We start from the raw sequence: 25,370 nt of genomic DNA, 5'->3' as shown, positions 1-25,370 counted from the left end.
CCCGCGCCGCACCTCGACCAGTCCTAGTCCCCCGGCCCGCGGGGGGCGAGCCGGTCGACGACCTCGGCCAGGTCCTCGCACACCTGCTCGATCTTCAGGCGGATGTTGTTCTGTTCGGTGACCATCGCGGACAGCAGGAGCGCGGTCAGGGCCGCCGAGCCGTTGAGCGCCTGGAGGTTGACCATGATCTCGAAGAGGGTGTGGCCGGCGAACGGTCCGGCTTGATCGGTCGCCGCCGAGATCACCACGACGGACATGATCAGGACGCAAGGTGCGCTGCCGGCCAGCTGGAAGCGCACCGCCGCCCAGATCAGCAGCGGGAAGACGAGGAAGAGCAGCGACAGGGAGCTGCGGGAGGCCATGTAGGCGCCGAGACCGGTGGCGACGCCCAGCGCCACCGCCTCGGCGACGCGGTACGCGTCCTGCGGCATCCGGACCGTGGGCAGGACGAGCAGCACCGGGGTCGCCACGAGAACCCCCATCGCATCGCCGGCCCACCACGCCGACCACACCGGCCAGAACCCGCTCGGCGCCAGGTCGCCGGTGGCCACCAGCACCCCGGTGCCGATGGACGCGCTGATCAGCATCGGCACGAGCCCGCCCAGGAAGACCAGGGCCAGGCCGTCCCGCAGCCGGTCGATCTCGGTGTGGAAGCCCACACGGCGCAGCAGCAGGTACGCGCACAACGGCGCGAGGGTGTTGCCCAGGACGATCCCCAGGTCCTCGATCCGGAAGCTGCTGAGGTGTTCGATGGCGAGATACGTGCCGAGGGCGATCCCCGGCCAGATGCGCGGTCCGAACCACAGCAGGGCGGCGACCGCGATGCCCGTGGGCAGCCACAGGGGCGTGACCTCGGCGCCCTCGACGACCACGCGCAGCAGGAGGCCGATCCGTCCTGTGGCGTAGTAGGCGGCGGCCACGCCGAGGATCCCGAGAAGGGTTCCTGCGGGACGTCGCCATTCCTCGGTGCGCACCACAGCATCAGACAACAACCGCCGCCTCCGGACGGAGCGTGACACGCACTACCAGTGCCGGGGGCCTGCCGCGTCATGGCTGAGGACCAGCACGGCCGCGTCGTCGGCGTGGCCGGTGGAGTCGGCCACCTTCATGATCTCGGCGGCGATCTCGTCGGGATCGGCGCCCGCCGCCTCCCGGACCACCCGGGCCACGCGGGCCAGTCCGACGTCGATCGGGAACGACGGCCCTTCGACGACGCCGTCGGTGAGCAGCACGATGGAGCCCGCCTGGTCCAGCCGGCGCCGGGTCACCGCGTACCCCGCCCCGGGCTCCACCCCCAGCGGCAGGCCGCCCTCGTCGTCGGTGATGCCGTACCGGCCGTCGACCGTGGCCCAGACGGAGGGCACGTGGCCGGCCCGGGCGCTCTCGAGCTCCCAGGTTTCGGGGTCGAAGCGGAGCAGGGTGCAGGTCGCGAAGAGTTCGCAGTCCAGCGACAGCAGTACGTCGTTGGCCCGGCTCAGCACCTCCCCCGGGTCCTCGACGACGGCCGACACCGCGCGCAGGCCGACGCGGACCTGCCCCATGAAGGCGGCGGCCTCGACGTCGTGGCCCTGTACGTCGCCGATGGAGAAGGCGAGGGCGCCTTCGGGCAGCGGGAAGCCGTCGTACCAGTCGCCGCCGATGTCCAGGCCGTGGCGGGCGGGTACGTAGCGGGCCGCGCTGCGCAGCCCGGGCAGGGCGGGCAGCGCGGCCGGCAGCATCTCCCGCTGCAGCGCCTCGGCGAGCTCCACCCGGGCCTGCTGCATCTCCGCCCCGGCGCGGACCCTGGCGGTGAGCCGGCCCAGCGTGGTCAGCAGGTCGTCGGCGCTCACCGATTTCGGGGGACGGCGCGGGGTCATGGACCGCTCCCGGGTGCATCCATACGTCCCGTCCCTGCTCTCGGCTCTCGGTTCCCGCCGCGCGCGGTGTGCACGCTGCGCCGAAAACCCGAGCACATCATATTTCCGGCCTCCGGGGGTCGCGAGAGATGCGGGCCGCTCGACCCGGGCGGGGCCCGGCCGCTGCAGGTCGGCCGACCACAGGGCGTGAGCTATGTTTGAAGACGAGTGACATGAGAGGGAGGCCCATCGGTGTCATCGGGGCAGCAGGCACGCGCACAGGCGGCTGCGATCACGCCGAGTGGGCAGGCGCCGCCGGTCCATGAGCGCGCCCCCGGCGACCGGGTACGGGCCCTGTTCGACGGCCATCGGCTGTCCCCCGGGCAGCGGCGGATCGCCCAGTACCTGATCGACCACCTCACCGAGGCCGCGTTCCTGTCGATCACCGAGCTCGCGGAGCGGGTGGGCGTCAGCCAGCCGTCGGTGACACGTTTCGCCACCTCCCTCGGGTTCAGCGGCTACCCGGCCCTGCGCGACGCCCTGCAGCCGATGGCGCTGAGCGCGGTCGCGGGCTCTCCGGAGACCCGCGAGCAGTTCCGCCGCAACGAGCTGCAGGCGGCCGTGGACGCCGAGATCCTGAACCTGGAGAACGTACGGCGGCTGCTCGCCGACACCGACCAGGTGCTCGACATCGGCCGCGAGCTGGCCCGCTCGGTGCCGCTGACGGTCCTGGGCCTGCGGATCTCGGTCTCGCTCGCGGAGTACTTCGCCTACGCGGCACGGCGCATCCACCCCGATGTCCGGCTGGTGACACGTGGAGGCAGCGTCGCCTACGACGCCCTGCTCCAGTCCCGCGAGGCCGGCGGGACCTGGGCGCTGGCCTTCGCCATGCCCCGGCACGCCAAGGAGACCCTGGCGGCGCTCCGGGCCGCCCGCAGCACCGGGCTGAAGATCGCGCTGATCACCGACACCACGCTGGGTCCGCTGGTGGACGAGGCGGACGTGGCGCTGACCGCCGGGACCGGTGCGCGGCTGGTGTTCGACTCGTACGCGGCGCCGGGGATGCTGTCCGCGGCCCTGCTACAGGCGATGGCGGACGCGGATCCCGAGCGGACGCAGGCGCGCCTCGAAGGGTACGAGCAGGTCGCCGACCAGCACGGATTCTTCCTTTAAGGCCGATTTTCAACCGGTACGAGGCAGTCCACTTTCATGCCGTCTCCGCGTATGTAATTTTTCATTCTCTTGTTTACTCGACGGTATATATGTTTACTAAGCAGCGCGCCGGATCCACCAGACGCCAAGGAGAGCGACCCCACGCCCTCCCAGAACGGGCACCCGCGCGGGACGCTCCTCCTCACGTTCCGCCTCGGTGCCGGTTCCCGGCACTGGGATCCACCAGAGCGCTTGTGGCGGCCTCGGTCAACCCCTGGGCCGAGGCCGCCCACCAACCTCTCGATCAGTGTTCGACACCATTCGGAAGCGACGAGAATGCGCCAGACGGCCTCCACCACGCTCAGCCCGGACTGGCCTTGCCAGGTCAAGACCCCCGGTACCCACGACTGGGAACGCACGGCCATGCGCTGGCTGCGGGACCTGCTCCCGGCCCGCTACGGCAGCTACTCGACGCTGACCCGGAGCCCCGTCCTCCTCACCCGGCACGCCCAGCTCCAGCTCCAGCACGAGATGCGCGCGGTCCGGGTCGCCCTGGAGACCAGCCGCGCCGAACTGCCCTCGATGGGCGTGGCCGAGTCCGTCATCGAGAACTCGATCCGGATGTACGCCGTCGAGCTCCAGCAGCTGGGCCGGCTCTCCCGCGCGGTGCGCCTCGTCGGCGACGCGCTGCGCGTCACATCCAGCTGACGCGCCGGTTCCCGCGTCACACCCAGTTGACCTGCGCCCGGCTGAGCAGGGGGTCGTCCACCAGCTCCCACAGCGGGACCGCGTAGTTCCCGAAGCCGTAGCGGCCGCCGTAGTGCAGGCCGAGGACGCGGTGGTCCACCAGGTCGAAGACCGGCGAGCCGCTGTTGCCGCCCAGCGTGGAGCAGTCGTGCTTCACCGTGAGCTCGCCGGGAACCAGCCCCGTCGTCGTACCGGGCTGGAGGCGCTTCACGTTGTAGACGTCCATGAAGATGCGGCGCATGGCCTCCGGTTCGTTGCGGCGGCCGTCCTCCGCCGGGTAGCCGACCACGTACACCGGCCGGCCTGGCACGTCGGCGGGCGGATCGGCCGCCACCGCCACCGGGGTCGCCGGAGTCCCGCCGCCCCGGGCGGTGTCGATGCGCAGCAGGGCCATGTCGACGTCGGGGTGGATGCCCACCACTTCGGTGACCGCGAACTCCAGCGAGCCGTCGCCGGGAACGGCGGCCAGTTCCTCCGCCAGGTCCAGCCGCGCGCTCATGCCCGGCCGGAACGTCCAGCCGGCTCCGTCGCCGGTGGCGAACTCGACGGCCACATGACGGTTCGTCATCACGACGTCGGGGCCGACGAGGAACGCGGTGCCCAGCCAGTCCAGACTGGCGTGTCCCGTGACCTCCACCCGGCCCACCCGGGCGATGGACTCCCGGATGGCGGCGCGCTGGCCCTCGAGCACCACCCAGTCGCCCTGCTGGGTGGGAAAGTCCTGGCCCTGGATCAGCAGGGCGGGCCGGCCTTCGAGGAGGACGATCGCCTCGACGCCGAAGTACTCGTCTTCGTCGACCTCGTCGGCCCGCCCGGCGGCGAGCTTCTCCAGCCCGCTGACGCCCGCGTTCAGCACCCTCGCCCGCTCGCGGCGGGCGAACTCGCCGATCTGCCCGGCCGGGGCCCGGTCCGCCGGGAGGCTCTCCGAGGACTCGGGGATCTCCGCGTCCGCGTCCGCCTTCAGGCCCTGGCGTACCCGTTCGGCGACCGCGCCCAGGTCCCGGAAGATCTGCGCGGGACCGGTCGCCACCGGTGACCTGCCGCTGCCGCCCATCTCATGCCTCCTCAGGCCGGGCCCTGCTGCGCCGGCGCCGACTGCGCCGCCGTGATCTCGGCGTGGACCTCGGGGCTGTGCTCCCGCAGGTGCCGCATGACGCTGCTCATCTGGGTGCCGACGTTGACGAACGCAGTGGTCTTGCCCTGGAAGTTGACGTCCTCGACGCGCCGCGTCCCGCGGTGGAGTGCGACCACCTGCCAGTCGTCGGTGAAGACGGGCGATCCGGAGGACCCGCCCCGGGTGTCGGTGAAGTAGCGCACGTCGTTCTCGTTCGCCTCGTAGACGAGGTTGTTGCGCAGGGCGACGCGCTTCGGCTGGCCGCCCGGGTGCTGGATGATGTTGACCGCCACCGGCTCCCCGGCGACCGTCAACGGCTCCGTGGCCACCCGAAGGGCGGCTCGCGGCGGCTGGCCGGTGAGCCGCAGGACCGCGTAGTCGAGGGCCTCGTCCCAGGCGACCAGGCCGCTGGCGGCCACCTCCTCGGTCTCCGTGTCGTCCGCGCCGTAGTCGAAGCGCGAGCGGGAGTTCTGCGCCTGCAGCTGGAGGTCCGCGGGCTCCACGATGCCGCGGTCCGTCGCACTGCGGGTCCGGGCGTTCACCACGTGGTGGTTGGTGACGAGCAGGTCCGGGGCGATGAGCCAGCCCGTCCCCGAGTGCGGGAAGCCGTTCGGCTGGAGCGGGGCGCCGGCCTGGTACGGCAGGACCTTGATCCGGGCGACCGCCCTGCCCGCCTCCTCGCCGCCGCGCAGGAACTCGAAGGGCACCGTGTCGTCCCGGTGGATGATCTCTTCCTTGGTCTCCCCGGCGGGCAGCCCGGCCGGCACGTCGGGCTCGCCGGCGGCGTCGCGCGCCACCTCGTCCAGGGCCTTCTGGAAGACGGCGAGCGGTCCGGCCTCCACGGTCTGGGCGACGGCGTTGCGCAGCCAGGTCTCCAGCGGTACCGAGCCGTCGACCAGCCGCTCCACGCGGTTCATCTCGTTCAGGTCCGAGTGCACCTGCATGCCGGGGGCGGCCATCAGCGGCAGCGTGCCCCGGTACTTGGGCATGATGCCGTCGAGGAGCAGCCGCCGTACCGACGGATCGGCGAGCCCGGCCTCCAGCGAGGCGTCGACCAGCCGGACGATTTCCTCGGAGGGGAGATACGCGTCGCTCATAGGGTTCAGGCCGCTCGCGGGCCGTTCCTTTCGGCTGTTTCGGCTGTACGGGCCGGTGCCGACGGCGCAGGGCCGGGGGTACCCGCGCCCATCGCGGCCGCCACGCCGGAGACGAGTGCGCCGCTGTCGTCGTGCAGTACGAGGAGCCGCTGGGCGAGCGCGTCGAGGGTGCCGCGGTCGCGGGCCCCGCGGAGCATGTCGGCCATGGAGGGCGACGGCGGGGGCGGGGGCAGCTGCTGTTGCACGGGCCGGGCCGGGACGGGGCCGACGGCGTTCTGGAGGATCTTCGCGAGGGCGAACCGGAGCTCGGGCTGCTCCGCCAGCACCCGGACGATCGTGTCCGCGAGGGCGTCCAGGGCCCCGTCGTCGGTGTCCGGCAGTCCCACGACGTCCAGGGTGTGGCCGAGCGCGGCCGGATCGTGCCGGGACACCTCGGCCGCGACGGCCCGGACCAGGACCGGCTGCTCTGCCAGTGCCTCGTCGGGCAGCTGCCGCAACTGCCGGGCGAGGCTACGGTCGATGTCGGCGTCGCCTTCGCGCGAGGCGGCCAGCCGGGCCCGCGCCAGCGTGGCTGCCAGGGCGTCGAAGTCCCGGCCGAGGCCGGTCGCGATGTCCTCCGCCTCGACAAGGTCGCGTTCGGCCTCCTGCCCGTCACCGTCCTCCTCCGCGAGGCGCGCGGAGAGCAGCAGCAGATCCAGCTGCGCATCGACGTCGCCCGCCTCTTCCGCGCGGTCGACGGCCTCCTGCGCCGTGCTCCTGGCCTCCGTACGCCGTCCGCTGCGGGCCAGGGTCTCGACGAGCAGCGGGTCGAGGGGGCTGCCCGGTGTCCAGGGGCGGCGTTCGGCGAGCCGGGCCGCGGCCTCGCTGGTGAAGCCCTGCGCCAGCAGGTCCTCGATCTCCCGTGCAGCGTTCCGCTCCCAGTCCTCTTGGTCGGCCTCGTGCAGTGCCTCGTCGGGGATGTGCCCGCCGAGGCGGCCGGTCAGGAAGGCGGCCGACCGGGACGCCATGTCCTGGTCCGCGCGGTCGAGGCAGCGCTCGACGCCGGGCTCCCAGCGCTGCTCCACGGAGCGGGGGTTCTCGTTCAGGCGCAGCCGGTGGTAGATCTCCTCGGCGCGTGCCTCGAGCCCCTCGCGGGCCGCGTAGTACTCCACCGCGCGCTGCCCGACCGTACGCATCAGGTCGGTGCGCGCGGAGTCCGACAGGCGCAGCATGATGGCCCGCAGGTCGGAGCGGTGGCGCAGCGCGCCCGGGCCGGCCGGTTCCATCAGGTCGAGCCGGGCCAGCCGGCCGAAGAGGCGGCGCGCCTGTTCCGGGGAGTCCACGTCCAGTCCGCACGCCGGGGCGAGGACGTCCCTGATGAGCTCGGGGGTGATGGTGCGCAGCGCCAGACCCGCCTGCGCGAGGGCGCGTGCCTGCGCATCGGCGATGTGCTTGAGGATGCGGTCGTACAGGATCCCCTGGACGAGCATCTGGTCGACCTTGCGGTAGAAGTACCGGCGCCGGGCGGGCAGGCTCTCGACCAGCTCGCCGAGCGAACCGGCCTCCTGGCCGGCGAGCACGGCCGCCTGCGCGGCGAGCTTCAGGCTGAGCGGGTGGCCGCCCACCCGCTCGGCCAGGGCCCGGGCCACGCCCTCGTCCTCGATCCCGCTGGACATGAGGAGGTCCACGGCGGCTTCCGGTTCGAGGTCGCCGAGCGCGATCGTCTTCGGTTCCGCGGCCTGCGCCGGGTGGTGGACGCCGGCCCGCCCGGCGACGATGAACCGCAGCCGCGGATACCCCTCGTGGAGGACCGACCAGATGGCCCACATACGGCCGAGTACGGGGTTCGCGCGGTACTGGGCCTCCTCGAACGAGTCGATCACGATCACCAGCGGCGGGCCGCCCTCGGCGCCGCCACCCGCGCCCGCCACCGCCTGGACGAGGCATGCGCCGACCCGGCGGACCAGGTCCGTCTCACGGGCGCGCGCCCGGCTGTGGAACTGTTCGGCGGCTCCGCGCCCGGCTCCGGAGCGGGTGGTGGAGAGCTGGTACAGCTCGTCGACGGTGTTCTGCTCCTCCCGCTGGGTGCGGGCGGTCTCCTCGCACTCTGCGGCCAGTGCGTCGAACGCGGTGCGGTGCTCGGGGTACTGGATGCCGAGCTGCCGGGCGATGTCGGCGACCAGGGTGACCGGCTCGTGGACCGAGAGCGTGGGCCGCTCGAAGTCGACATAGGCGAAGGGGAAGTCCGCGGGGAGGTCGACCAGGAACCTGGCGAGCAGGGTGCTCTTCCCCATGCCGCCCAGCCCGTTGATGAGCAAGGGAGGATCCTTGACGAGTTCCCTGACGGGTTCGTGGACGGAACCGGCGCCGTCGAGGGGCGGGGCAGCTCCCGGCGCGGAGGCCGGGGGCAGCCCGACGTACGCCCGCAGCTCGCCGAGCTCGGCGGCGCGCCCACAGAATCTGCCCCTGACCAGGCGTTCGAGCGGCTGGCGCAGTCTGGCGCGCTCCAGCAGCTGCTGGACGTGCTCGGGGTCCGGCATCCCGCTCGTGTGCGGGATCTGCACGAGCCACAGCACCGCCTGGAGGATGTCGGCGAGCCCCTCGACATCCTGCTCCCCCAGGGCCGGCGGAGCACCGGAGAGGTAGGCGAGCGCGAACCGCTCCGGTCCGGGGCCCTCGGGGACCTGGCCGAGGTTGGCCTCCAGGCCGATGCGCGCGGCTTCCTGGCCGGCCAGGCCGCGCAGTGCCGTCTCGCGGACCTCCTGCTTGAGGACCCAGCCGGCCCGGGGCTGCATGCCGAGGGTCGTGCAGTCGTGGACGAGTTCCAGCGCCGCCCGGCCGCTGCTCTCCTCCTCGCCCGGCAGCCGCAGCTGCGTGGGATCGAACTCGGTGAGGAGGCTGGCGGTCTCCCGGTACGCCTTGCGGAGGTCCGGGACGGCGGGCTCGGGCTCGCCCTCCGCGGCGAGCAGTTCCCCGTGCAGCCGGGCGGCGAAGTCCTCGCCGGGCCGGAGCGAGAGGTAGAGGCGTACGGTCCGTTCGGCCGCCGTGCAGATCTTCCGCATGTAGCTGTCGTCCCCCGGTCGCTGCGCCGCGTCGAGGATGGTCGCGACGGCCGCGTCGGCCAGCGCCTCGACCCCGGCCGTGCCCCGCGGCTCGGGCGTCTGCGTGAAGAACGTCAGGAAGAAGCTGCGCAGATCGTCGGGACCGGCGATCCGCGCCGTGTCCCGGCACTCGTTCTTGCGGACGTCGTACGGCAGCTGGCGCATCGCCGACCCGTAGCCCAGCAGCACGAGCCGGGGCACGGTCTCCTCCTGCACCGGGGTGTACTCGTAGACGGCCAGGGCCAGCCGGCCGATGCAGTCCCAGACGTCGGAGTTGGCGTCGAGCTTGTCGCACTCGTCGAGGACGAGCCAGAACCGCTCCTCCGCGGCCGTGGCGCGGCCGACGATCCGGTGGACGGCGTCGTCGACCGACGGCAGTGGATCGTTCAACTGTGTCGTGTTCAACGGTGAGATGCCGGGGTCCCGGTCCCCGACGAACTCGGCCAGCCGCCGGATCACCTGGGCGGCGGTCGAGGTGCGCGACAGCGTCACCCGCACCGGGCGGAATCCGCAGTGCTGGCCGAGGTACCGGATCAGGTTGTACGTGTAAGAGCGCCCGCTGTCGGCCTCGCCGTCGACCACCAGCACGGTCTTCTCGGGGTCGGCGAGGAATTCCTTCAGGTGCGCCCGCAGGTCGGCGCGGTCGATGAACACCTCGGTGCCGTTCTTGAGCACGCCGGCGAGGAAGTGGTCCGGGGCGGAGGTGTGCACGTTCGCGTCTTCGAGCAGCCTGGCCTGGAACCTCTTGGCCTCGTTGCCGTCCGGCAAGGAGGCCAGCCGGTCGAGGCTGACCAGGACCTCGAGCAGGCGGAGCTGTGCCTCGATGCCCTTCCGCGAGGCGCGCACCAGCGTGACGGCGTTCTCCCCGCTCTTGTTGGTCAGCGCGAGGCTGCCGATGAATTCCGGGGGAAAGCCGTGCTGGTCGAGCCTGTCATGCGGGTCCGGGGTGTCGAGGAGATATTCCGCCACCCATTGGGTGACGAGGCCCCATTCCGTTTCGGTGAGCGGCATACCGCACCTACCCGGCCGCCCTTGACGGGCAGCAGACGGATTGATTGCTATCTGTCATGGTTTCACCCGGTCTGTTCGGTGGCAAGGCGGCGGCCGGTCGCGGAGTGACCGCCGGTCGACCGCGGCCGACCGGCGAGGTCGTGGACATCGCGGGCGTCGTTGCTCCGGCCGCCGCGCCCGATCGGGCGTCGCTGCGCGCCGCGCGGTTCGGCGGGCCTTCTGCCGCGGAACCCATGCCCGAGGTGTCACCCCATCCGGTGCCACCGTGCTCACCCCATCCGAGGAGGACCTCATGCCCGCAGGCGTGTCCATCCACGTAGGACTGAACAACGTCGACCCCCGCAAGTACGGCGGCTGGGACGGACAGCTCATGGCGTGCGAGAACGACGCCCGCGACATGGCCGAACTGGCCCGCGGCGCCGGGTTCGACGACACCGTGATCCTGACGAGAGAAGCCACCGTCGACACCGTCACCGCTGCACTGCGCAAGGCGGCCGGGAAGCTCGGGGGCGGGGACATCCTGCTCCTCACCTACTCGGGCCACGGCGGCCAGATGCCCGACAGCGACGGTGACGAGCCGGACGAGCTCGACGAGACCCTCGTGTTCTTCGACCGCCAGTTCCTCGACGACGAGCTGCACCGGGAGTTCCAGCGGTTCCACAAGGACGTCCGGATCGTCACGTTCCTCGACTGCTGCCACAGCGGCACCGCCACCGAACTGATCGACACCCCTGCCCAGGGGGATGCGGTCCGCCTCATGCCGGTGCTGAAGCAGCAGCAGATCTTCGAGCGGGACAAGGCGTTCTTCCAGGACCTCCAGCGCGAGCTGAGGAGTACGAACGGCGACGGCGGGGAACCCGGCGTCGTACTCATCTCCGCCTGCCAGGACGACCAGGTCGCCCTGGACGGCCGCGTCAACGGCAAGTTCACCGAGACTCTGCTCCGGGTCTGGAACGGCGGGGAGTTCAGCGGCGACTACGAGGCCTTCCACCGCGACATCAAGAAGCGCATGCCCGCCACCCAGATGCCGAACTTCTTCACGACGGGCAGCCCCGACACCCGGTTCCTCGGTCAGAAGCCCTTCACGATCTGAGAATCAGTTCGGTCACCGAACTGATTTGCTACGGTGGGCTCATGGCGCTCCCTCGCGACTACCCCGGCCAGTCCTGCTCGCTCTCCCGCGCCATGGAGGTCATCGGCGAGCGCTGGACCCTGCTGATCGTGCGGGACGCCTTCCTCGGAGTCCGGCGGTTCGGGGATTTCGCCGCCCACCTCGGCATCCCGCGCGCGGTCCTCAGCGACCGGCTCGCCGGTCTCACCGGGGCCGGGGTGCTGGCCCGCGTGCCCGGGGACGGCCGGCGCGAGGTGTACGTCCTCACGGACAAGGGGGTCCGCCTCTGGCCGGCCGTCCGCGCGCTGTCCCTCTGGGGCGAGGAGCACCGGCCCGCACCCGGCGGGCCGCGCCGGGTCTTCCTGCACGCCGACGACGACGCCCCGGTCGCCGTCGACGGGCGCTGCACGGGCTGCCACGCAGCCGTCGAGGTCGCCGACCTCCTCGTCGCGCCCGGGCCCGGACTGCCGCCACCGTCCGCCGATGACGATCCCGTCACCGCGGCCCTGCACCGGCCTCGCCGGCTCCTGCAGCCGCTGCCCCTCACGAAAGGCTCTCCCGTATGAGAATCCTGACAGTCGGCGCCGGCGCCGCAGGCGGCTGGTTCGGCGCCCGTCTCGCCCATGCCGGGCAGGACGTCACCTTCCTGGTCCGCCCGGAGCGGGCCGCCGCCCTGCGCGAGCGCGGGCTCCGGGTGACGGGCCTCGGCGCAGACCTCACCCTCACCCCGCAGTTGGTGACCGCCGACGCGCTGTCGCACCCGTACGACCTCGTCCTGCTCTCGGTGAAGTCCACGGCGCTCGACCGCGCGGCGAAGGACCTGGCCCCGGCGGTCGGACCGCGGACCGCGATCGTGCCGCTGCTCAACGGCATGGCCCACCTCGACCACCTCATAGGCCACTTCGGCGGCGCGCCGGTCCTCGGTGGCGTGGCCAAGGTGGTCACGACCCTGAACGAACACGGCGACATCGTGCGCATGGCCCCGCCGTCCACCCTGCTCACCGGTGAACTCGACGGCCGGGCCTCCGCCCGCGTGGACGCCGTTCGCGCCCTGCTGACCGGGGCGGGCATCGACAGCCCGGAGACGCCGGACGTCGTCGCCGCGATGTGGCACAAGTGGGTCTTCATCACCACCCTGGCGGCCGTCACCTGCCTGGCACGCGGCTCCGTCGGCGAGGTCGGCGCCGTTCCCGGCGGCTCCGGTCTCGGGCCGGCCGTACTCGCGGAGGCGGCGGCCGTCTCGGCCGCCGCGGGCCATCCCGTACCGGAGGCCGAACTCGCCTTCACCACCCGGACGGTGACCACGCCCGGCTCCCCGCTCACCCCGTCGATGTACCGGGACCTGATCGCCGGTCGTCCCACGGAGGTCGAGCACGTCTTCGGCGACTTGGTCGCCCGGGCCCGCGCGCTCGCCGTTCCCACCCCGCTGCTGGACCTCGCCACCCTGCAACTGCGGGTGCACCAGCGGCGCGCGGTGCAGACACAGGACGGTGCGTGACCTCCGGCGCGGTCCGTCGTTGAACACGGCGGTCAAGCGAAGTGCACCAGCGAAGTCCCGGGTCTCCCCGCGAGGCCCGGGACTTCGTGTGTCTCCCCTCTGCCGCTCCGGCTCAGATGAGGCCGCTGTCCCTGGCACAGAGGGCGGCCTGGGCGCGGTCGCGCAGGCCCAGCCGGCTCAGGACGCGGGAGATGTGGTTCCTGACGGTGCCCTCGCTGAGATGGAGGCGGGAGGCGATCTCCGTGTTCGTGGCCCCGGCCGAGATGAGGCGGAGCACTTCCGTCTCCCGCGGCGTGAGCAGCTCGGGGGCCGGGAGCCCGGCCGCCAGGTTGGCGATGACCGTCTGGTCGACAGGGCGGCACCCCGTTCTGCCCGGCGGGAACCGGTCCCGGCTGCGACACGGACTACGCCTCGCGCCCGGAGCCGGTGCACCGGGCGGTCGAGCGGATCTCGCTGACCGGGAAGATCCGGCGCCCGCTGATCAGCATCCAGGGCACGCTCGACGCGCTGACGCCGCCGGCCACGTTCGGTGACGTGTACGACCGGATGGTCACCGACGCCGGACGCGCGCCGCTGCACCGTTACGTCCACGTCGACGGCGGCGCGCACACCGACGGGCCGGTCGTGCTCGACAGGAATCGGCTGAAGCCGGATGCTGCCGTCCTTCGTCGCAGCGTTCGGCGAGCTGGAGGCCTGGGCCCGCCCGGCCGCCCGTTCGTGACCCGCACCGGCGGCACGACTCGGCCCTGGGAACCGAACCCGCTGGTCAGGGGGGACGGAGGGTGACAGACTGAAACGGCTTCAGGTCAACCCAGGAGGACAACATGACAGAAGAGTCGGACACCCCGCAGGGCGAATCGGCGGCCGAAGAGGCCAAGCGCAAGTTCCGGGAGGCCCTTGACCGCAACGCCCGCAGTACTCATGCACAGCAGGCTCACCAGAGCCGGGCGAAGATCCAGGGCGCCAGCGGTGGCGCCGGCGGCAAGAACAAGAAGACCCGCCGCAAGACGGGCTGACCGGCCGCGGTCTCCACGGCGATGCCCTGAAGATGTCGGACGAGGGGGCCGCCTCCAGCTCACAGAGCCGGAGGCGGCCCTCTTCGTGCACTGGGCCACTCGGGTGACGCACGATTACCAAGAGCGCCTGTGGCAGTTGATCAGCCTGTCCCGCCGGGGACAGCCATTCCATGCAACAGTGCGACAGAAGGATCCTCTCGTGCCCAAGAAGCTCATGGCCACCACTGTAGTCACCGCCTCCATGCTGGGCCTCGGTGCCGCATGGGCCGCCCCGGCGATGGCGATCGGCAACGACGGCGGCGTCACCACGGTCAACGGAAACGGCTCCGCGCAGATCTACGGCAACCAGCAGACCAAGGGTGCGATGAGCCCGCAGCTCAGCCTGGTCCAGGGCTCTCTCAACAAGCTGTGCGTCGGGCTGCCGGCGAAGGCCAACGTCCAGGGCCTGGCCGGCCTGGTCCCGATCAACGTCCAGGACATCAACGTCCTGTCCAACCCGCAGAACCAGCAGTGCACCGAGAACTCCACCCAGGCCAAGGGCGACGAGCCGCTCTCGCACATCCTGGACAACATCCCGGTCCTGTCGGGCAACGGCTCCGCCTTCAGCTAACCGCCCCTCGACGGCCGGCAGGGCCCGTACACGCCATGGCGTGTACGGGCCCTGCCCGTTTCCCCGAACACGATAAAAGATGGTCTAGACCTTGACAGGTCCAGACCAGTTTCGCTTCAGTGGCGGTACGTGCCCCCCACGGCAACTCCCCCCACTGAAGGAGCAGTTACGTGATACGTGCGCTTCGCCGCCGCGCCCTCGCCCTGGCCGCCGCCGCGGCCGCCACCTTCGGCCTCGCGGTCGCCCTCCCCTCCTCCTCCGCGTCCGCGGCCGCGGCCTGCGTCACCCCGTGGGCCTCGTCCGCCGTCTACACCAACGGCATGAGCGCCTCCTACAGCGGGCACAACTGGCAGGCCAAGTGGTGGACCCAGGGCGAGACGCCCGGCACCACCGGGCAGTGGGGCGTCTGGTCCGACCTCGGCGCCTGCGGCGGTGGCGGCGGCCAGGACCCGAACCCCGGCAACCCGTCCGGATTCGTCGTCTCCGAGGCCCAGTTCAATCAGATGTTCCCGAACCGGAATTCCTTCTACACGTACAACGGTCTGGTCTCGGCCCTGTCGGCGTACCCCGCCTTCGCCAACACCGGCGATGACACCGTCAAGCGGCGCGAGGCTGCCGCGTTCCTGGCGAACGTCTCGCACGAGACGGGCGGGCTCGTGTACATCGTCGAGCAGAACACCGCCAACTACCCCCACTACTGCGACGCGAGTCAGCCCTACGGCTGTCCCGCCGGGCAGGCCGCCTACTACGGCCGAGGCCCGATCCAGCTCAGCTGGAACTTCAACTACAAGGCGGCCGGCGATGCGCTCGGCATCAACCTGCTCGCCAACCCGTACCTCGTGGAGCAGGATCCGGCCATCGCCATGAAGACGGCCCTGTGGTACTGGAACACCCAGAACGGCCCGGGCACGATGACCGCCCACGCCGCGATGGTCAACGGAGCCGGCTTCGGCGAGACGATCCGCTCCATCAACGGCTCCCTGGAGTGCAACGGCGGCAACCCCGCCCAGGTCCAGAGCCGGATCAACGCGTACCAGAGCTTCACGCAGATCCTGGGCGTGACACCGGGCAACAACCTCGGCTGCTGACCGGTCCGGCCACCGCTCTGCGCCCCCTCAGCGGGTGCGCAGGGTGGTGGCCAGCTGCGCTCGGGAGCGTACGTCGAGCTTCTGGTAGATCCGGGTCAGCCGGGCCTCGACCGTCTTGACGCTGACGAAGAGCTTCGCGGCCGCCTCCTGGTTGCTGGCGCCCTCGGCGACGAGCAGGGCGAGCCGGGTCTCCGCCTCCGTCAGGGCGGCCAGGGCCAAGGCCGTGCCGCCCTCGGAGGGTGCCGGTTCCCGTTGCTCGGAGGCGAGTTCCGCCCAGGGTTTCGCGCCGGCCGCGGTGAACACCTCGGCCGCCGCCGACAGCGCGGCGCGGGCCGGTGCACGCCGGCGGCGCCGCCGTTCCACCCGGGCCAGGGCGAGCAGCGTACGGCCACGCTCGACCGGGAGCTGGAGCGCGCCGAACCGGTCCGCCGTGGCCTGCAGCAGGTGCACGGCGCCCTCGGCGTCGCCGTGCGCGGACAGGCACAGCCCGCGGGCCCGGTCGAGTGCGGCCACCACCGCGGTGCGCCCCAGGCCGAGGGCGACCGTACGGACGGCGCCGAGCAGTTCTGCTGCCTCGTCGGGCGCGTCCGCGGCCACCAGGGCCTCGGCCAGCTCTCCGTGCCAGCGCAGGATCGAGGGGTCGACGACCTGCTGGGCCGCCTCCAGTTCGGCCACCCGGCGCAGGGTGGCCACGGCCTTCGCGGCCTCCCCCGTCGCCAGCTCGGTCAGGCCGAGTGCGTACAGGCTGCGCGAGAGGAACACCTGGTCGTGCTCCTCCTCGGAGGCCTGGATGCCGCGCCGGGCGTATCCGGCGGCGCGCGCGAAGCTGCCGCCCATGGCCTCGGCCATCGCGGCGGCGTACCAGGCGGGGCCGGGCGAGAGGCCCGCCTCGATGGTCAGTTCCAGGGCTCGGCGGGCGTGCGCGGACGCGACCGCGCACCGGCCGCGCCGCAGTTCGACCTCGGTGAGGCTGCGCAGCACCTCGAAGACGTCCTCCGCGGATCCGGTGCGCCGGACGGCGGGCAGCAGGACGAGCAGCTGGCGCCGGGCGTCGGCGAGCCGGTCGTCGAAGAGGGCGTGCCGGACGGCGAGGTACTGCGGCGCGTTGCGCATGCCGAGCGGCACCTCGGGGGCGGGCAGGGCCAGGGCCTCGGCCAGGATGTCCTCGGCGTCCGGGTCCCCGAGGATGCGGCCCATCCGGGCCCGTACGGTCAGTGCCATGGCCTCGGCGACCTGGTCGCCGCCGCGGGCGGCGAGCCGGCCGGCCTCGGCCGCGGCGTCGCGGGAGCGGACGGGGTCGCCGTCGCTGAGGTTGTACTTCGTGGCGATCCGCAGTTGTACGGCCGCTTGGAGGGCGGGGTCTGCGGCGGCGTCGTCCATGGCGTACGCGAAGGTCTCGTCGAGGGCGGCGAGGGCCTGTCCCGCGGCGTCGATCACGGCGAGCCGGGCCCGTACCCGGTCGGCGGGTGAGGCGTCGCGGGCCAGTACGGCGCGGGTGGCGCGGCGTGCGAGATCGGCGCGGCCGGCCCAGCCGGCGTCTTCGGCGGCGGCGACGAGGCGGGCCAGTTCGTCCCCGGGCCGGTTGCTCGGCGTACGTTCGGCCGCGAGCAGGCCGAGTTCGGCGGCCAGGGCGCGCTTGCCTCGCCTTCGGCAGGCCGCGGCGGCTTCGGTGATCTCGGCGGCGAGCCATTCGTCGGGGGTGTCCACGGCCAGTGCGCGGTGGCGTACGGCCTGGACGGGGTCGTCGACGGCGGCGGCGAGCGCGGCGTGTCCGGCGGCGCGTTCGGGCCAGCCGGCGTCGGCGGCCAGGGCCATGGGCAGGGCGCCGGCGGTGAACGCGACGGCGCCGTCCTCCCCGACGGTGACCAGCGCGGCCCGTTCCGCCTCGGCGAGTTCGGCCTCGGCGTCGGGCCGGCCGGCCCGGCGCAGCAGGGCGGTCGTCGGGCGGGCCGCGAGGGCGGCGAGCAGCAGGGTGCGGCGGGCCCGGGCAGGGGCTTCGGCGAGGAGGCGGCGGGCGACCTCGCGGGCCTGGCCGGACAGGGGCAGGGGGTCGGCATGGTGGGCGCTGGCGTCGCGGGCCTCGGCGGCTTCGGCGAGGGAGTGGCCGAGGGCGAGGGCGAGGCGGGGGTTTCCGCCGCTGGCCTGGTGGATGCGGCCGGCGAGGCGGGCGGGGAGGCCGTGGCGGGCGAGGAGTTCGGCCACCTCGTCGGCGCCGAGCGGGGGGACCCGGATCTCGGGGGTGCCGGGGCCGCACAGGGGGCCGCCGACGGGGGCGCCGCCCTGGACGCACTCGGCGACGAGGACCCGTACGCGAGGCGGGGTCAGGCGCAGGGCGAAACGGAGCAGATCGGTGCTTTCCGCGTCCAGCCACTGGGCGTTGTCGAGGACGAGCAGGACGGGGGTACGGGCGGCGAGGGTACGGAGCACCTCGACGACGGCGAGGCGCAGCGCGACGTGGTCGCGGCCGGCCCGGGGTGCGTCGGCCTCGCGTCGCAGGAGGGCGATGGCGGTGCGCTGGGGTCCGGAGAGCCGTTCCAGTGCTGCGCAGGGCACGGAGGCGAGGAGCGCGGCGGCGGAGGCCTCCGGTATCCACTGGTCGGCGGCCTCGGGGGCGAGGCGGAGCACGGTCTCGTGGCGGGTCGAGGCCGCGGCCGCGAGCGCGCCGACCGCCTCCGTCTTGCCCGCGCCGGCGGGTCCGGTGAGGAGCGCCCGCCCGTGCGTGGTCAGCGCGCGTTCGACCGCCTTGATCAGTTCACCGTGTCCGACGGTCGTGTCAGCGTTCCCCGTCGCCGCCACCACGCACAGCCACCAGCCTCTCGGTCCCCACTCTGTGCCTTTCCTGTGAGAGGCGACAATACGAGGTCGGATGCCGGGTGGACACGGATTGTGACGCAGAATTCAGTCAGCTGTCAGGAAACGGCTGCGGACCTGCCGATACGAGGTGTATCAGCAGGTCCGCGGGCTCAATGGTCCGTACTATCGGGCCTTCAGAAGCCGAGGCTCCAGGTGTCGATGAAGCCGGTGTCGCCGCCGGCGTTGTCGTTGACGCGGAGCTTCCAGGTGCCGTTGGCGACCTCCGAGGAGGCGTTCACGGTGTACTGCTGGTTGATGTTGTCGGTGCCGGCGCCGGACCGGTTGTGCAGCGTGTAGACGCTGCCGTCCGGGGCGACCAGGTCGACCTTCAGGTCACCGATGTAGGTGTGCACGATGTTCACGTTGACCTTGAGGGCGGCCGGGGCATTGCCCGCGACACCGCTGACGGTGATCGGGCTCTCCACGGTCACGTTGTCAAGGATGTTCACGTTCGTGCCGTTTTCGAAGGCCGGGGTGGTCGGCGAGGTCACGGCGTTGACGGTGGCGGCAGCGTCGGCGAGACCGGCGCCGCAGCCGCCGGTGCAGGTGCCGGCGAGCGGGCGGGCGTTGGCCTTGATGGCCGACTCGACCTGCGCCGGGGTCAGCGAGGGCTTGGCGGCGACGACGAGCGCGGCGAGGCCCGCGATGTGCGGGGCGGCCATGCTGGTGCCCTGGTAGGGCTTGTAGATCTCCGAGCCCGGGGTGGTGGCGCCGTTGTTCAGGGTGGAGAGGATGCCGTTCTCGGGGGTGGTGACGGTGCCGGGCGTGTCGGTGGCGCGGCGGGTCTCACCGCCCGGCGCGGAGACGTCGACCTTGCTGCCGTAGTTCGAGTAGAACGAGCGGTCGCCGGTGCGGTTGGTGGCGGCCACGGAGACCACGTTGTTGCAGCTGGCGGGCGAGAAGCCGGACACGTCCGCGTTGCTGTTGCCGGCGGCGACCACGACGGTGGTGCCGCGGGCGACGGCCGCGTTGATCGCGTTCTGGTAGGTGGCGGTGCAGGCGCCGGAGCCGCCGAGGCTCATGTTGATGACCTTGGCGGGGGTGGCGTTCGCCGGGATGCCCGCGACGGAGCCGCCGGAGGCCCAGGTGATGGCGTCGACGATGTCGGAGGTGGTGCCGCCGCACTTGCCGAGCACGCGGACGGGCTGGATCTTCGCGTTGTACGCGATGCCCGCGACGCCCTTGGCGTTGTTGGTGGCGGCGGCGATGGTGCCCGCGACGTGGGTGCCGTGCCAGGAGGAGCCGCTGGCCGGGGAGCCGGTGCCGCACTCGTTCGCCGCGCTCCAGTCGCCCTGGTCGGCCGGGTTGTTGTCGCGGCCGTTGCCGTCGCGGGCGCCGGTGGAGTCGCTGATGAAGTCGTAGCCGGCGACGATGTTCGGAGCCACGTCGGAGTGGGCCACGTAGCCGGTGTCGATCACGGCGACGGTGACGCCGGAGCCGGTGGTCTTGTCCCAGGCCGCCGGAACGTTCATGCCGGCGGTGGGCTCGAAGAGGTCCCACTGCTTGGCGTACTCGGTGTCGTTCGGGGTGGCCATCGCGTAGGCGCGGGCGTCCGTCTCCACGTACGCGACGTCCGGGTCGGCACGGAACTGGGCCATCACGTCGGCCGCCGCGGCGGGGGCGACGGAGCCGCCGAGGTTGACGAGGGCGGCACCGGTGCCGAGGCGGCGGTCGAACTTCGCCTTCTTGTTGCCGGCCTTCTTGCCCTTGGCGGTGGCGTCGTCGGCCGCAGCCTTGTTGGAACTGGCCTCGGTGGCCGAGGACTTGTAGCCGACGATCAGGTTCTGCACGGGCGCGGCGGCGGGGGAGGCGGGCGCGCCCGCGGCCGGGAGGGTGGAGGCGGCGGCCGGGGCCGGCGCGGGCTCCGCACCGGTCAGGGCCACGGCAGCCGTGGCGGAGCCGGCGAGCAGGGTGACGGACATCGCCACCACGGATATGAGCCTGCGTCTCGTTGCGTGCACGGTGTTCCCTTTCGCGGGCCGTTTCCGGGCAAGCCGGAGCCGGCGGTTGGAGCTGTGTGGGAGGTGAACCGGCGGCTACGGGGCCGGGGACGGGTTGGTCACGCCCGTCCCGGCCACCGCTGCTCGCCGCGTCGCCCCGGCCGCTTCGGCGGGGCAGGGGCAACGGCGGTGCAGGCGATCCTCCCGGCCGTACGGCTTCACACCATGTGGGGTTGGTGTGGGGTCCGTTCGGGGTGGGAAAGATCGCCGGTGGGCAGACAGTAGGCAACGCGAGGGTGAACCCGATACCGGGAAAACCCTTGTCCACCCCCCTGACGCCCCCTAACACCTCCCGGGGACCCTATCTCCCGCCCCTCCGGGCCCTCCCGCGGGGGTGCCCCGTACGGCGCGGCCGGGGCACACGTCGAGGCACTCTCGAGCACCGCCGCCCGGGCAGCTCCCGCACGTACCGTCGACCGATCCGGCCGGATCGGCACATACCACCACAGCCCTGCACGGCCGGTCCCGGGCTATGGGTCAGGCCGTGCAGGGCTGCTCTGGCTCAGGATCCTGTGCGTCGAACCATCAGCGGAGCGGCCGGCACACGCGGCCGGCCGACGCGCCCGGCAGGTACTCCTCCCGTTCCTCTTCGGTGAGGTCCCGGTTGACGGACCGGCAGATCTCCTTGATCGATGTATCAGGATCGCGGACGACCCACAGCCGGACCGTTCTGTCCTCACTTCCGCTGGCGAGCGTGCGCCCGTCGGAGCTGAACACCACCGAGCCCACCACGTCGGCGTGGCCGGACAGCGTGCCGCGGACCTTGCGGGCGGCCACGTGCCACAACCACACGGACGAGGGTTCGCCGCCGGTCGCGAGTGTTTGTCCGTCCCGGCTGAACGCCACCGCATGCACCGGGTACGTGGCGCCTCGCAGCGTACTGCGATGCCTGCCGGAGTCCACGTCCCACAACTTCACGGTGCCGTCGAGGCTGCCCGTGGCCAGGGTGCGCCCATCGGGGCTGAACGCTACCGAGCCCACTTCCTTGGTGTGGCCGCCGGGCAGCGTTTTGCGGAGCCTGCCGGTCGGCACGTCCCACAACCGCACCGAGCCGTCGGCGCTGCCGGTGGCCAGGACGTGCCCGTCGTTGCGGAACGCCACCGAGCTCACCGGCTCTCGGTGGGAGCCGGGCAGCGTTCTGCGGAGCTTGCCGGTCTCCGCATCCCACAACCGCACCGCCTTGTCGTCACTTCCGCTGGCGAGTGTGCCGTCCCGAGCGAACGCCACCGAGCGCACGGCGCCGGTATGGCCGGACAGCGCGCGGGCCGTTCCGGTGTCCACGTCCCACAACCGCACCTTCTTGTCGTCACCGCCACTCGCGAGCGTGTGCCCGTCCAGGCTGAACGCCACCGCCCGCACTCTGTCGCCGAGGCGGGGCAGCGCTCTGCGGAGCAGGCCGGTCTTCGTATCCCACAACCGCACCGTCCTGTCGTCACCGCCGGTGGCGAGCGTGTGCCCGTCCCGGCTGAACGCCACGGACGACACGCCGCCGGTGTGGGTCAGCGGGGGGCGGCTCATGTCGGTGTCCGCATGCCACAACCGCACCGTCCTGTCGTCACCGGCGCTGGCGAGCGTGTGCCCGTCCGGGCTGAACGCCACCGTCCACACCCCGTCGCCGTGGCCGAGCAGCGTACTGATGACTTTGCGGCCGTCCACGTCCCACAACCGCACCGTGCGGTCGGAGTTGCCCGTAGCGAGCGTGCGGCCGTCCGGGCTGAACGCCACCGACCACACCACGTCGGTGAGCCCGGTCAGCGGGGGGAGGCTCGTGCCTGTGGCCACATCCCACAACCGCACCGTGCCGCCCAGGCTGCCCGCGGCAAGAGTGCGCCCGTCCCGGCTGAACGCCACCGAGTTCACCGCCCCGGTCTGGCCGGACAGCGTGCGGGCCGTGCCCGCGCCCACGTCCCACAACCGCACCGTCTTGTCGTCACTGCCGCTGGCGAGCGTGCCGTCCCGGCCGAAGGCCACCGAACCCACCGGACGGGTGTGGCCGGACAGCGTGCGGGCCGTGCCCGCGTCCACGTCCCACAACCGCACCGTCTTGTCGTCACTGCCGCTGGCGAGCGTGCCGTCCCGGCCGAAGGCCACCGACCGCACCGCGCCGGTATGGCCGGACAAGGCTTTGCGGAACTCGCCGGTCTTCGCATCCCACAACCGCACGGTCCTGTCGCCACTGCCAGTGGCCAGGGTGCGCCCGTCCGCGCTGAATGCCACCGACCGGACCACACCGCTGTGACCGGACAGCGGGGGGAGGCTTGTGCCTGCGTTCACATCCCACAGCCGCACCGTCTTGTCGCTACTGCCCGTGGCGACCGTCCGCCCGTCGGGGCTGAACGCCACCGCCCACACCGACCCCGCGTGGTCGGACAGGCGCCGCCGCAGCGGGAGGGCGGCGGCAACGTCCAGACTCTTGATGGATTCGAGCGTGTGGCTCGTACGGTACGCCTGGACGGCCAGCAGTGCGGCGAGGTCGGGGTCTGCGCTGATGAGCGTTTGGGATTGGGCGGCAAGCTCCCGGGACTCGGCCGTTCGGCTTTGGCTCTCGGCTGTCTGCTTCTGCACCCATCCGTATCCCCCGGCGGCGAGCGTTCCGACGAGCAGGACGGCAAGGATCGCGATGGTGATATTGCGATGCCGGATGACGGCCAGCTGGCGCTGCTGGCTCGCCGTGAGGAAGTTCCAGATGTCGCGCGGCAGGCGGCGTTGCTGCTGCCATTCGAGGCCTTCGGCGAGGGCCGTTCCCCCGAGGAGGTCCCCCGGATCGCTCCTCTTCTTCCAGCGTTCCTGCCGCTCGCGGGTGCCCTCGAGCCAGTCCTGGAAGCGGTGGTCCTGGCCGACCCAGTCGCGCAGCGTGCCCCAGTCCTGGATGAGTGCGTCGTGGATCAGTTCGGCGACCGGCGGGCCGGCAGGTGTGTCGGCGCCGCCGGGGGTGCGGGGCGTGTGCCTGGTGATGATGCGGTAGCCGGTGAGGGCCTCCAGTACCTCGTCGAAGGCCTCGCCGGCGTCGGGGCCGGCGTGGGGGTCGGCCGCCAGGTCGCGCAGGTCGTGCACGGGGACCTGCGCGCGGATGGCGGGAATGTGGTGGGCGGGGTCGGCCGGCCGCACCAGAGAGGTCAGGATCCGCTGCGCGATGAGCCGGTGATCGGGGGGCAACTGGTTGAGGGCCGTCTCGCACCACGTGGTGATGCTGCCCCTGACTCCGCCGATGCGCCGGTACGCCTCGTGCGTGAGGTATCCGTCCTGGCGCCTCTGCCACAGCTGACTGAGCGCCAGCTCCAGCAGGGGGAGCGCGGTGACGGGCGCCTCGCCGGTCGCAGCGCCCTCGGGCGCGATGTCCAGGACGTCGCTGATGATCTGCTCGGGCAGCCCGTGCTGGAAATGGGCTCCCAGGTCCTCGGCGGGCTTGGTGATGATGTCGTGCAGGTCTTCCTGGCTCAGCGCACCCGGTACGTTGAGGAGCCCCGGCATCGCCGCCTCCACGATCCGGGCCAGGGCCGCCAGCTGGGGGTAGAAGTCGTCACGCATGACCAGGATCACGCTGAGCTCGGCGTGCGACTTCACCGCTTCGGCGATCTGGTCCGTCGCGGCCTGGCGGTGTGCGTGCTGCCGCCCGTTGCCGGACGGAGCGAGCAGCTCTTCGAACTGGTCGATGACCAGGACGACGCGCTCGTGCACCGGTTCGGCCTCGAGTCTGCGGGTGACGGCTGCGGCAATCCCGTCGGTGGCGGCCCCCGGAAGCCCGGCGCGCTCGATTTCGAGCAGCAGGTTCTGCCGCGGCCGGGCGATGACTTGCAGCCAACGGTCGCTGCCGGGCAGTCCACCCTGCGCCAGCGCGGGCAGGACGCCGGCTTCGACCAAGGAGGACTTGCCCGAACCGGAGGGGCCGAGCAGGAGGGTCACCCGCCGCTGCCGGGCGAGGCTCGCGATGACCTGCCGTACGGCGTCCTTGCGGCCCTCGAACCAGTGGGCCTGCTCTGCGGTGAACGGCTCCAGCCCCTGGTAGGGGCACACGTCCTGCTCCACCAGATCGGGCCAGACCTCGCGCAGGACCCGGACGGGGGTGACGTAGGCGATGCCCAGCCCCCGCTCGTGCTCGTCCGGGGCGGTGATCTCGGTGAGCATGCCGATGACCAGGCCGGTCTTGGTGTCGAGGATCGGCCCGCCGCTGAACCCGGTGGTCAGGTCGTTGGCGCCGGTCAGCTGGAGGCGCTCGCTCCTGCCCTCGATGGCCGGCAGCCAGTTGCCGGCCCGGCCGTAGCCCCAGTGTCCGCCCGGCGGGGCCTGGGCGGGGAACCCGAACGAGAGCACCCTGTGGCCCTCGCTGCCTGCGGCCGAGCCCAGCGCAAGCGGCTCCACGTCCGGCAGGGCGCCGCTCAGGCGGACGACGGCCACGTCCTCGTCCTCCGGGGCCCGCCACGGGTCCTCGAGGACCTGTCCCTCGACCCGAGGCGCGCCGGGCGCGCGGGGGAAGACCAGCTGTACGCTCCCGCCGGGCCCGGATCCGGCCCCGGTGACGACATGCGCGCACGTGACCAGGATGTCCTCGGCCACCAGGAAGCCCGCCCCGGCCACCGCCCCGTCGGTGCCGATGATCTGGGCGACGGCGGGCGAGAGTCCCGCTCCCGGCGTGTGGTCGCCCTCCGGCCCCCCGGTGGCATCCGGCCCCTCGGCAGCGCTGTCCACCGGGTCAGCCCGCGCTGCCGTCCGGGCCCGGGCGGGCGGCGCCGGACGCCTTCCATGCCACGGTCACGTTCAAGTGGCAGCCAGCGCCGGTCTTCGCGATCACGGCCCCGGCCTCGAACGCGAGGTCGACACCGAACGCGACGACGATCTCGTCGGGGCGCGCCTTGCGCAGTTGCTCGAGCGTGGCGCGGACCGCCTCCGTGATCGGAACCAGAGCCTCTTGCAGCGTCTCCGGCAGGTCGTGGATGGCGTCGCTGAGGCGACCGGCCTTCACCGGCCCCTCCAACGCCTCCGATCCGGCCGGGGCCTCGATCAGAAGACTGCCCCCGCCGTCCAAGGGAATCCGGGCCAGAGGTGCCACGATTCCTCCTCCACCCGCACGTGTAGGGCTGAGGCCGCCCATGGCCGCAAACGGGACGGCGATGGCGTCGGGCGTCGGCGGCACGTGCGATCGACCGATCGACGCGTGCCT

The 25,370-nt window shown here is 72.4% G+C and carries 19 protein-coding genes; 9 read left to right on the top strand and 10 right to left on the bottom strand.

Annotation, left to right across the window (positions count from 1 at the left end):
- Nucleotides 1-23 precede the first annotated feature (23 nt).
- Together OHT74_RS34640 and OHT74_RS34635 are read right to left on the bottom strand one after the other, a co-directional pair.
- A complete protein-coding gene (locus OHT74_RS34640) occupies nucleotides 24-977 on the bottom strand; it encodes an MASE1 domain-containing protein (RefSeq protein ID WP_328623456.1) in 954 nt (317 codons plus the stop codon).
- A gap of 45 nt (nucleotides 978-1,022) precedes the next feature.
- A complete protein-coding gene (locus tag OHT74_RS34635) occupies nucleotides 1,023-1,856 on the bottom strand; it encodes a PP2C family protein-serine/threonine phosphatase (protein WP_266670149.1) in 834 nt (277 codons plus the stop codon).
- A gap of 231 nt (nucleotides 1,857-2,087) precedes the next feature.
- Here OHT74_RS34635 and OHT74_RS34630 point away from each other — a divergent pair, with 231 nt between their 5' ends.
- Entirely contained in the window at nucleotides 2,088-3,008 is a 921-nt protein-coding gene (locus OHT74_RS34630; RefSeq protein WP_053787579.1) for a MurR/RpiR family transcriptional regulator, read from the top strand.
- 315 nt (nucleotides 3,009-3,323) lie between these two features.
- Nucleotides 3,324-3,695, top strand: a complete 372-nt coding sequence (locus OHT74_RS34625; RefSeq protein WP_266670147.1) for a hypothetical protein — start codon at nucleotides 3,324-3,326, stop codon at nucleotides 3,693-3,695.
- Nucleotides 3,696-3,711: 16 nt separating this feature from the next.
- Here OHT74_RS34625 and OHT74_RS34620 read toward each other — a convergent pair whose 3' ends face one another.
- The 3 genes from OHT74_RS34620 to OHT74_RS34610 are packed head-to-tail and all read right to left on the bottom strand — an operon-like array spanning nucleotide 3,712 to nucleotide 10,036.
- Entirely contained in the window at nucleotides 3,712-4,788 is a 1,077-nt protein-coding gene (locus OHT74_RS34620) for a trypsin-like serine peptidase (RefSeq protein WP_266670145.1), read from the bottom strand.
- Between the two features lie 11 nt (nucleotides 4,789-4,799).
- Nucleotides 4,800-5,945, bottom strand: a complete 1,146-nt coding sequence (locus tag OHT74_RS34615) for a trypsin-like peptidase domain-containing protein (RefSeq protein ID WP_266670143.1) — start codon at nucleotides 5,943-5,945, stop codon at nucleotides 4,800-4,802.
- 5 nt (nucleotides 5,946-5,950) lie between these two features.
- Nucleotides 5,951-10,036: a hypothetical protein gene (locus tag OHT74_RS34610; RefSeq protein WP_328622384.1), complete on the bottom strand. Its 4,086-nt coding sequence runs from the start codon at nucleotides 10,034-10,036 to the stop codon at nucleotides 5,951-5,953.
- Nucleotides 10,037-10,328: 292 nt separating this feature from the next.
- On the opposite strand from OHT74_RS34610, the gene OHT74_RS34605 reads away from it, so the two are divergent.
- From OHT74_RS34605 to OHT74_RS34595, 3 genes are read left to right on the top strand one after another with little or no spacing between them, the layout of a single operon-like run.
- A complete protein-coding gene (locus tag OHT74_RS34605) occupies nucleotides 10,329-11,129 on the top strand; it encodes a caspase family protein (protein WP_328622383.1) in 801 nt (266 codons plus the stop codon).
- Nucleotides 11,130-11,170: 41 nt separating this feature from the next.
- Complete coding sequence (locus tag OHT74_RS34600) at nucleotides 11,171-11,713, top strand: winged helix-turn-helix transcriptional regulator (RefSeq protein WP_328622382.1); 543 nt, start codon at nucleotides 11,171-11,173, stop codon at nucleotides 11,711-11,713.
- Nucleotides 11,710-12,645 (top strand): 2-dehydropantoate 2-reductase, encoded by a 936-nt coding sequence (locus OHT74_RS34595; RefSeq protein ID WP_267001549.1) that lies wholly within the window; start codon nucleotides 11,710-11,712, stop codon nucleotides 12,643-12,645. Before OHT74_RS34600 ends, OHT74_RS34595 begins: the two co-directional genes overlap by 4 nt.
- Before the next feature lie 112 nt (nucleotides 12,646-12,757).
- Here OHT74_RS34595 and OHT74_RS34590 read toward each other — a convergent pair whose 3' ends face one another.
- Entirely contained in the window at nucleotides 12,758-12,946 is a 189-nt protein-coding gene (locus tag OHT74_RS34590) for a response regulator transcription factor (protein ID WP_328623455.1), read from the bottom strand.
- A gap of 125 nt (nucleotides 12,947-13,071) precedes the next feature.
- Here OHT74_RS34590 and OHT74_RS34585 point away from each other — a divergent pair, with 125 nt between their 5' ends.
- The 4 genes from OHT74_RS34585 to OHT74_RS34570 all read left to right on the top strand — a co-directional run bounded on the left by OHT74_RS34585 (nucleotide 13,072) and on the right by OHT74_RS34570 (nucleotide 15,359).
- On the top strand, nucleotides 13,072-13,431 hold the full coding sequence (locus tag OHT74_RS34585) for a hypothetical protein (RefSeq protein WP_328622381.1): 360 nt from the start codon (nucleotides 13,072-13,074) through the stop codon (nucleotides 13,429-13,431).
- A 38-nt stretch (nucleotides 13,432-13,469) separates the two neighbouring features.
- Nucleotides 13,470-13,661: a DUF5302 domain-containing protein gene (locus OHT74_RS34580; protein ID WP_328622380.1), complete on the top strand. Its 192-nt coding sequence runs from the start codon at nucleotides 13,470-13,472 to the stop codon at nucleotides 13,659-13,661.
- 199 nt (nucleotides 13,662-13,860) lie between these two features.
- Complete coding sequence (locus tag OHT74_RS34575; protein WP_328622379.1) at nucleotides 13,861-14,271, top strand: rodlin; 411 nt, start codon at nucleotides 13,861-13,863, stop codon at nucleotides 14,269-14,271.
- Nucleotides 14,272-14,441: 170 nt separating this feature from the next.
- Nucleotides 14,442-15,359, top strand: a complete 918-nt coding sequence (locus OHT74_RS34570; RefSeq protein ID WP_443047622.1) for a glycoside hydrolase family 19 protein — start codon at nucleotides 14,442-14,444, stop codon at nucleotides 15,357-15,359.
- A 27-nt stretch (nucleotides 15,360-15,386) separates the two neighbouring features.
- On the opposite strand, the gene OHT74_RS34565 is transcribed toward OHT74_RS34570, so the two are convergent.
- The 4 genes from OHT74_RS34565 to OHT74_RS34550 form a co-directional block, all read right to left on the bottom strand.
- Complete coding sequence (locus tag OHT74_RS34565; RefSeq protein WP_328622378.1) at nucleotides 15,387-18,158, bottom strand: helix-turn-helix transcriptional regulator; 2,772 nt, start codon at nucleotides 18,156-18,158, stop codon at nucleotides 15,387-15,389.
- Between the two features lie 188 nt (nucleotides 18,159-18,346).
- Entirely contained in the window at nucleotides 18,347-20,134 is a 1,788-nt protein-coding gene (locus OHT74_RS34560) for a S8 family serine peptidase (RefSeq protein ID WP_328623453.1), read from the bottom strand.
- Between the two features lie 603 nt (nucleotides 20,135-20,737).
- Nucleotides 20,738-24,898 carry an nSTAND1 domain-containing NTPase gene (locus tag OHT74_RS34555; protein ID WP_328622377.1) on the bottom strand — a complete coding sequence of 1,387 codons (4,161 nt, stop codon included), beginning with the start codon at nucleotides 24,896-24,898 and terminating at the stop codon, nucleotides 20,738-20,740.
- Nucleotides 24,899-24,902: 4 nt separating this feature from the next.
- Nucleotides 24,903-25,259, bottom strand: a complete 357-nt coding sequence (locus tag OHT74_RS34550) for a CU044_2847 family protein (protein ID WP_266670125.1) — start codon at nucleotides 25,257-25,259, stop codon at nucleotides 24,903-24,905.
- Between the last annotated feature and the right edge of the window lie 111 nt (nucleotides 25,260-25,370).

This window comes from Streptomyces sp. NBC_00354 (assembly GCF_036106915.1).
In the GTDB taxonomy this organism is placed as follows: Bacteria; Actinomycetota; Actinomycetes; order Streptomycetales; family Streptomycetaceae; genus Streptomyces.
The sequence above is the reverse complement of the archived record's forward strand: the minus strand, read 5'-3'. Positions and strand labels throughout refer to the sequence as shown.

Coding starts and splice junctions, on each gene's coding strand:
- OHT74_RS34635 (WP_266670149.1), bottom strand. CDS start 1,856: ATGACCCCGCGCCGTCCCCCGAAATCGGTGAGCGCCGACGACCTGCTG.
- OHT74_RS34625 (WP_266670147.1), top strand. CDS start 3,324: ATGCGCCAGACGGCCTCCACCACGCTCAGCCCGGACTGGCCTTGCCAG.
- OHT74_RS34620 (WP_266670145.1), bottom strand. CDS start 4,788: ATGGGCGGCAGCGGCAGGTCACCGGTGGCGACCGGTCCCGCGCAGATC.
- OHT74_RS34615 (WP_266670143.1), bottom strand. CDS start 5,945: ATGAGCGACGCGTATCTCCCCTCCGAGGAAATCGTCCGGCTGGTCGAC.
- OHT74_RS34610 (WP_328622384.1), bottom strand. CDS start 10,036: ATGCCGCTCACCGAAACGGAATGGGGCCTCGTCACCCAATGGGTGGCG.
- OHT74_RS34605 (WP_328622383.1), top strand. CDS start 10,329: ATGCCCGCAGGCGTGTCCATCCACGTAGGACTGAACAACGTCGACCCC.
- OHT74_RS34600 (WP_328622382.1), top strand. CDS start 11,171: ATGGCGCTCCCTCGCGACTACCCCGGCCAGTCCTGCTCGCTCTCCCGC.
- OHT74_RS34595 (WP_267001549.1), top strand. CDS start 11,710: ATGAGAATCCTGACAGTCGGCGCCGGCGCCGCAGGCGGCTGGTTCGGC.
- OHT74_RS34580 (WP_328622380.1), top strand. CDS start 13,470: ATGACAGAAGAGTCGGACACCCCGCAGGGCGAATCGGCGGCCGAAGAG.
- OHT74_RS34560 (WP_328623453.1), bottom strand. CDS start 20,134: ATGTCCGTCACCCTGCTCGCCGGCTCCGCCACGGCTGCCGTGGCCCTG.